Source organism: Parabacteroides sp. AF21-43, assembly GCF_003635435.1.
GTDB classification, from domain to species: Bacteria; Bacteroidota; Bacteroidia; order Bacteroidales; family Tannerellaceae; genus Parabacteroides; species Parabacteroides distasonis.
Map to the genome: position 1 here is coordinate 69,981 of NZ_QTMG01000028.1, position 6,257 is coordinate 76,237.

Genomic DNA, 6,257 nt, shown 5'->3' on the forward strand with positions numbered 1-6,257 from the left:
CGGTACGATCACTGATTTTGATGGAAATTATACGATCGAGGGTGTGCCCGCCGACGGAATATTGGTATTTTCCTATATCGGTTACTTGTCGCAAGAGATCCCCGTAGGAAACCAGTCTGCTATCAATGTGACCTTGAAAGAGGACACGCAGACATTGGATGAGGTCGTGGTAGTAGGTTACGGTACGATGAAGAAATCTGACGTGACAGGTTCTATCTCTACGGCTAAAGGAGAGGATATGCTGAAGGCGCAGAACTTTAGCGCATTGGACAACTTGCGCGGTAAGGCTGCCGGTGTAAACATCTTCTCTAACTCTAGCCAGCCGGGTGCTTATGGTAGCCGTGTTGTTATCCGTGGTCAAGCTACGATTAACGCTTCATCCGACCCGTTGTACGTTGTGGACGGTGTCGTAATGGAGAACTTTTATTTGATGAACCCGAATGATATCGAGTCAATGGAGGTATTGAAAGACGCTTCCGCAACCGCTATCTATGGTGCTCGTGGCGCGAACGGTGTCGTAATGGTAACTACCAAACGTGGAAATAAGAAAGGGGAAGGAACGCTTATTAGCTATGCAGGATCCGTGAGTGTAGCGAGTCGTTCTCGTAAAATGGATCTAATGAACTCACAGGAGTGGTGTGACGCATTCATGACAGGTATAGAGAATGAAAATAAATGGGGATCGCATACCGTAAATGGAGTTGAGGTTCCGTTTAATTGGTCTACGGATCGTTCATATTGGTTTTCTGACAGTCGTTTCTTTGATTCCAATGGTAATCCCTTGTATGATACGGATTGGCAAGATGAGGCTATGCGTACAGCTATCTCCCATAATCATCAGTTGAATATCCAACAGGGAGGAGAGAAGTCTTCTGTGGGAGCGTTCTTGAACTACACGGATAATCAAGGCATCTTGAGGAATACTTATTCCAAACGTTTGAATGGAAAACTTACTTATGATGCGGATCCTACGAAATGGTTGTCTACATCAGTGAATTTAGCGGTTAACCATACATGGGGCAACTCTACGAAAGAGGAAGGTGGTGCCCAAGACGCTCGTCGTACGATGGTTGAGATGCTGCCTTGGCTGCCTGTATCTTATGATGGGAAATATACAAATTCCAATACGCCGAACATGCCTATGAACTTTGAGTCCATGGCGAATCCATATCATATTCTGACAACACAAAAGAATATGAACTACAACACGAAGATTTTTGGAAATGCCGCCTTGACTTTCCATATTATCGAAGGTTTGGATTTGAAGACCCAATTTGGTGTTGATGCGAACTTCCAGTCTTTACATGCTTACACTCCAAGCGACTTGAATAACTTGGGTAAAGACCAACAAGGTGTAGCGGAAAGAAGACAAGCGAATACCCTATACTGGCAGGAAGAGACTTATTTGACTTATAATAAGACTTTTGGAGAACATAGGATTAACGCTATGGCTGGTTTGTCTTGGCAGGAACGTAAGTACGACTACTCAAGAATGTATACGAAGACATTCAGTAGCGACCGTTATGAGGATTTCAATATGGGTGCCGGAACAGTTCCAGACTCTCCTACGACGTATTGGGAACGTTGGGCCATGAACTCCTATTTCTTGCGTTTCGCCTATACTTTCAAGGATCGCTACTCCGCGACGGTAACAGGTCGTTATGATGGTTCATCCAAGTTTGGTGATAATAATAAATATGCCTTCTTCCCATCCGCAGGTTTAGCTTGGAACATCACACAAGAAGATTTCATGGGTGACCAGAACACGATCAGCAATTTGAAATTACATACAAGTTATGGTTTGACCGGTAACTCTGAGATCGGTGTTTACAAATCGCTGGCTACGGTCTCTAGCGGTACATTATTGTTGAATGGGGTACGTAACGGATATTCCTATTTAGGTACTTTGCCTAACTCGGATTTGAAATGGGAGAAAACAGCTCAGTTTGATATAGGTTTTGACTTAGGATTGTTCCATAACCGTATCTCATTAGACGCTTCTTACTATAATAAGAAGACTAGCGATTTGCTGTTAGACTCTCCGGTTCCTCATACAACCGGCTTCAAGACCGTTTACCGGAATATCGGCTCTATCCGTAACCAAGGTTTGGACTTGATGGTAACCACTCGTAACATAGATACGAAGGATTTCTCTTGGACAACGTCTATCAATGCCAACTACAATAAGAACGAGGTACTTTCCTTGGGTGAGAACGATGAGGATATCCTACAGAATGGCTTCTTAAATGGTTATTCACTTTTGCGTGTAGGAGAGAGCGTCGGTAGTTTCTATGGTTTCAGACGCTTGGGCGTTTATACGACTGAGGATTTTGAGGCAGGCAAATGCGAGAAAAAGCAGATTGGTCGTGCCAAACGCTCTGAAGAAAGAGAGATCTTGGGTAAAGGTACACCGGACTGGACCGGATCAATGATCAATACTTTACGCTGGAAGAACTGGGACTTCACATTGGATTTACAATTTGTGGCTGGCGTTCAGACAGTGCAAGAGTTCTACCACTCTACCTATGACCGTTTTGGACAAACGAATGGTTTGAGTAATATTTTGTATGATGCGTATAATGGAACGAATCCGGGAAGTATGCAGCAGGCTGTGTATTTGTTCAATACAGGTCATGCGGACCAAGATACCCAATTCGACTCTCAATGGGTAGCCAATGGCTCTTACTTGCGTGCGAACTTGATTCAGCTGGGTTATAACTTTGATTCTAACCAACTGAAGAAAACTCCATTCAGCAGTTTACGTGTTTATTTCAACGTAAACAATGCGTTCTGCATTACCTCGAAAGAGTTTAATGGATACGATCCAGAGAGTACCTCACAGATTGATAATAGCAGTGAAAGAGGTACTGTCTCAGCTGGTCAATTTGGTCAGAACATGACTTTCTTCTCATATCCAAGAGCGAGAACTTTCACTTTGGGTATAAATGTGGCATTTTAATTAAATTAAATTATCAAGAGAACAACGATGAAAAAAATATTAACAACAGCGATCTTATGCGCGGGATTGGTAGGTTTTACCTCCTGTGATAGTTTCTTGGAAGAGACTCCTAAGTCTGCATTGACCTTGGAAACTTATTACAAGACAGGCGCAGATATTATCGAGAACGTCAATTATTTATATCGTACAGGCGCTCCAGAGAAAATGGGTAGCATGACGGGTGCCTACCGTGGCTCCAGCTTGTCGGTAATGAATATGGTGACAGGGTATTTCACAAATGACTTTGAAGGCCAAGAGGTGGATTGCGCATATGCGCGTAAATTGACGCGGCAGAACTTTACGCAGTCTGTTTGTAACTATCAAACCAATGGTGTCTGGACGGATTGCTATAAAGTGATCAATATCGCTAACGCTGTATTGAAGTATGTTGATGGCGTGGAGATGGAGAACAAAGCGCAATATAAGGCTGAGGCTCGTTTCTTCCGTGCGTTGAACTATTTCTATTTGGTGAAGATGTTTGGTGATGTCCCAATGATGACAGAACCGACCGAGGACGCTACTTTGATCGAATATCCTACCCGTACGGCTAAGGCTACTATTTACGAGCAGATCATTGTTCCGGACTTAAAGGAAGCTGCAGAGAATTTACCTTCCGCTACATTCTCCGGTAATGGACACCGTGTAACAAAGTATGCGGCAGATATGTTATTGGCCAACGTCTATATGATGCTAGGTGATCATAGTAACGCCATCGCTCCGTTACGTGATGTGATCAATAGTGGGCTTTTCTCATTGACCGCTAATGAGGATTTGGCTTTAAATAGTGCGTTTAACAAGCTACGGGCTACCGACGATCTTCCCGAGGTTATCTACGCTCGCGAATTTGATGCGTCTATCTCCAATACTGGAAACTTGCCTGTCCATGCTTTTAATGGTGACGCTGAGGCATTCTTTACTGCGTCTTCTACTAAAAACAAATATTCCTTATGGGTGAACGTTTATGGCATAAGCAACCAATATTTGAATGTTTATGAAGGCAATGACTTACGTGTTCAACCGAACCAATTCTTCCAATGGGAATATACACATCCTATCGACGGAACAAAGATTACTTTTGGTACGGCCAATAATCCTGTAGCATGTAACTGGTATTGGTACGATGAGACCGCTATTTTGGAAACAGGTATCGGTACAAAGGACTGGAACTTTTACCGTTACGCAGAAACTTTATTGTCAGCGGCTGAATGTATCGCGCAATCCGGAAGTGTAACTTCTGAAGCTGCCAATTATTTAGCACAGGTAAAAGCCCGTGCGAATACTGAGGGTAAAACTGCTGCGGACATTGCTTCATCTTTACAGACTATGGGTAAACAAGCCTTCATCGAAGAGTGTTGGAAAGAGCGTTTGCGTGAATTTCCATTGGAGATGAAGATGTGGGATGACTGTCTTCGTACAAATAAATTCCCTGTGATTTCAACAACCAATAAAGGCCAAGTTACATTTGTTGACTTAGTAGGTGCTACTAATGGTAGTGGCGCTACGTTCAAGGCTACAGACTTGGTATGGCCGATCCCTGTTGAAGAGATCCAACGTAACCCGAATTTGACTCAAAACGAAGGTTATTCCGCTCAATAATATTTAAGAGGGTGCTAAATTTAAAATGCACCCTCTCTAAATAGATTTATCTATAATAAGCTTTTTTGTTACATTATTCTTAAACTTTAAATTTATACATTTATGAAAAAGTTATTCAAGATTGTATTTGTATTAGGAGCTATTTTTTTTTCATCTTACTGCATAGCAAGTGACAATTATGTAGAGGCTAACAAGATAAATAGTGTAGAGACTGTAAGTTTTCCTTCCATAAAAGGAGAGACCTATATCCCTGTCGAGTTTACTTCATACTATGAGGTTGACTTAGGTGGAACAGTAAAATGGATGGTATCACCTTCTGAAAATGCTTATTTTAACAATCGTAAAGATACAGGTAATCCTATTGGTATCCGGTTTACGAGACCGGGTGAATACACTTTATCTTGTTCAAATGGGGAAAGAGGGGCGATGATCTCAATAACAGTACATAAATAATAAATAAAGAGATCATAAATCAATTTTTGAAAAATAAAGAATAAAACTAGATATATTTTAGTTTTTTTTATAACTGATGGCGTTTAAAGGGAGGGATGATTTATCATTCTTCCCTTTTTTATAGTATTCGGCTAACCCGTAAGTTGTCATAAAATACAAACTAACCTTCTAAGAACCGATCCAAAAGACTAGATAGTGTTTTTGCTGATAGAAAAGATTCTATTCAGTATGGATTTTTCCTTAATATAAAAAAACCATCATCCACAACGGAATCTTATTGCCAAACCCTATTTCTATATCATCCGCAACGATAAAACCGTTCGGTATTCCCTCTATTTGTGAGTACCCTTTTCGCTTGCCACCGATCTCGAACGTATAAATTCCATCCACCAAAAAATCGCTGGCTTCGCTCATTGTTACTTGGTGAGACTTTTTCAATTGGTTTGCGAAGAACGTCTCTCGTATGTTGCCGATATTCGCTTCTGAAGGCGAGAGGACATACATCAGATTCGTATTTTCCAAGTAGATTTTGTCTGGTTTTTGCAGGCGGGAGATGCCAAAAGCAGATTTCAGTAGATTGTAGGTCAGCTTGCTTTCCGCTAATACGCTTAGATAAGTCAATAAAGCGTTTCTCGTGATACCAATCCTTTCGCTGAGCTTACTGATATTCGGGATAAAAGGAGCCGACTCGGATATGATTAATAATAATTGCTTTATCTTGGGCAAATAGGAGATATCCACTCCTCTCAATTGTGGTAGCTCCACCTCCAGTGGGGGTATTTATGTACCTCATCCAAGTATAAGCGTGTTCCTCCTCGTTTCACGAAACGATCCGCAAAGTCATATAATCTATTGTCAGAGAAATAGATATTATCTAGGCTGACATATAAGGTTCGTTCGTCTTGCGGAAAATTTCGCTTGATATGTTGTAGCAACAACGTAGTCTTGCCCACTCCCCGAGCACCTCTTATGCCGATCAACCGGGCATCCCAATTAATTTCGTACATCGTGCTTTTAATAAAGGCGGTAGAGGTAAATCGCAACTTCTTTCGATACATCTCTATCAATCGATCCATAATCGTACTTATATATATGCAAATATATATGAATTGTTTATAGCAGAAAGCAATTTTAGGCGTTTTTTGTTTACAGGAGAAAGCAATTGCTTATCCCCTAGCCTGTTGACATGATACAGATTTACTTCACACGC

The 6,257-nt window shown here is 41.4% G+C and carries 5 protein-coding genes; 3 read left to right on the forward strand and 2 right to left on the reverse strand.

The features are described 5' to 3' along the window. The 3 genes from DWX84_RS17110 to DWX84_RS17120 all read left to right on the forward strand — a co-directional run. Positions 1-2,959 (forward strand): TonB-dependent receptor (locus DWX84_RS17110; protein WP_134820264.1); only part of this gene is annotated, 2,959 nt, incomplete at its 5' end. Between the two features lie 27 nt (positions 2,960-2,986). Beyond that, positions 2,987-4,594: a RagB/SusD family nutrient uptake outer membrane protein gene (locus DWX84_RS17115; protein ID WP_048927827.1), complete on the forward strand. Its 1,608-nt coding sequence runs from the start codon at positions 2,987-2,989 to the stop codon at positions 4,592-4,594. Between the two features lie 102 nt (positions 4,595-4,696). After that, a complete protein-coding gene (locus DWX84_RS17120; protein WP_121961057.1) occupies positions 4,697-5,047 on the forward strand; it encodes a hypothetical protein in 351 nt (116 codons plus the stop codon). Positions 5,048-5,287: 240 nt separating this feature from the next. On the opposite strand, the gene DWX84_RS22235 is transcribed toward DWX84_RS17120, so the two are convergent. Further along, positions 5,288-5,812 carry a hypothetical protein gene (locus tag DWX84_RS22235; protein WP_368314963.1) on the reverse strand — a complete coding sequence of 175 codons (525 nt, stop codon included), beginning with the start codon at positions 5,810-5,812 and terminating at the stop codon, positions 5,288-5,290. Next, the gene (locus DWX84_RS22240) at positions 5,794-6,123 is read right to left on the reverse strand and encodes an AAA family ATPase (RefSeq protein ID WP_048927822.1); all 330 of its coding nucleotides are present in this window, start codon (positions 6,121-6,123) and stop codon (positions 5,794-5,796) included. The genes DWX84_RS22235 and DWX84_RS22240 overlap by 19 nt, the downstream gene beginning before the upstream one ends. Positions 6,124-6,257 lie beyond the last annotated feature (134 nt).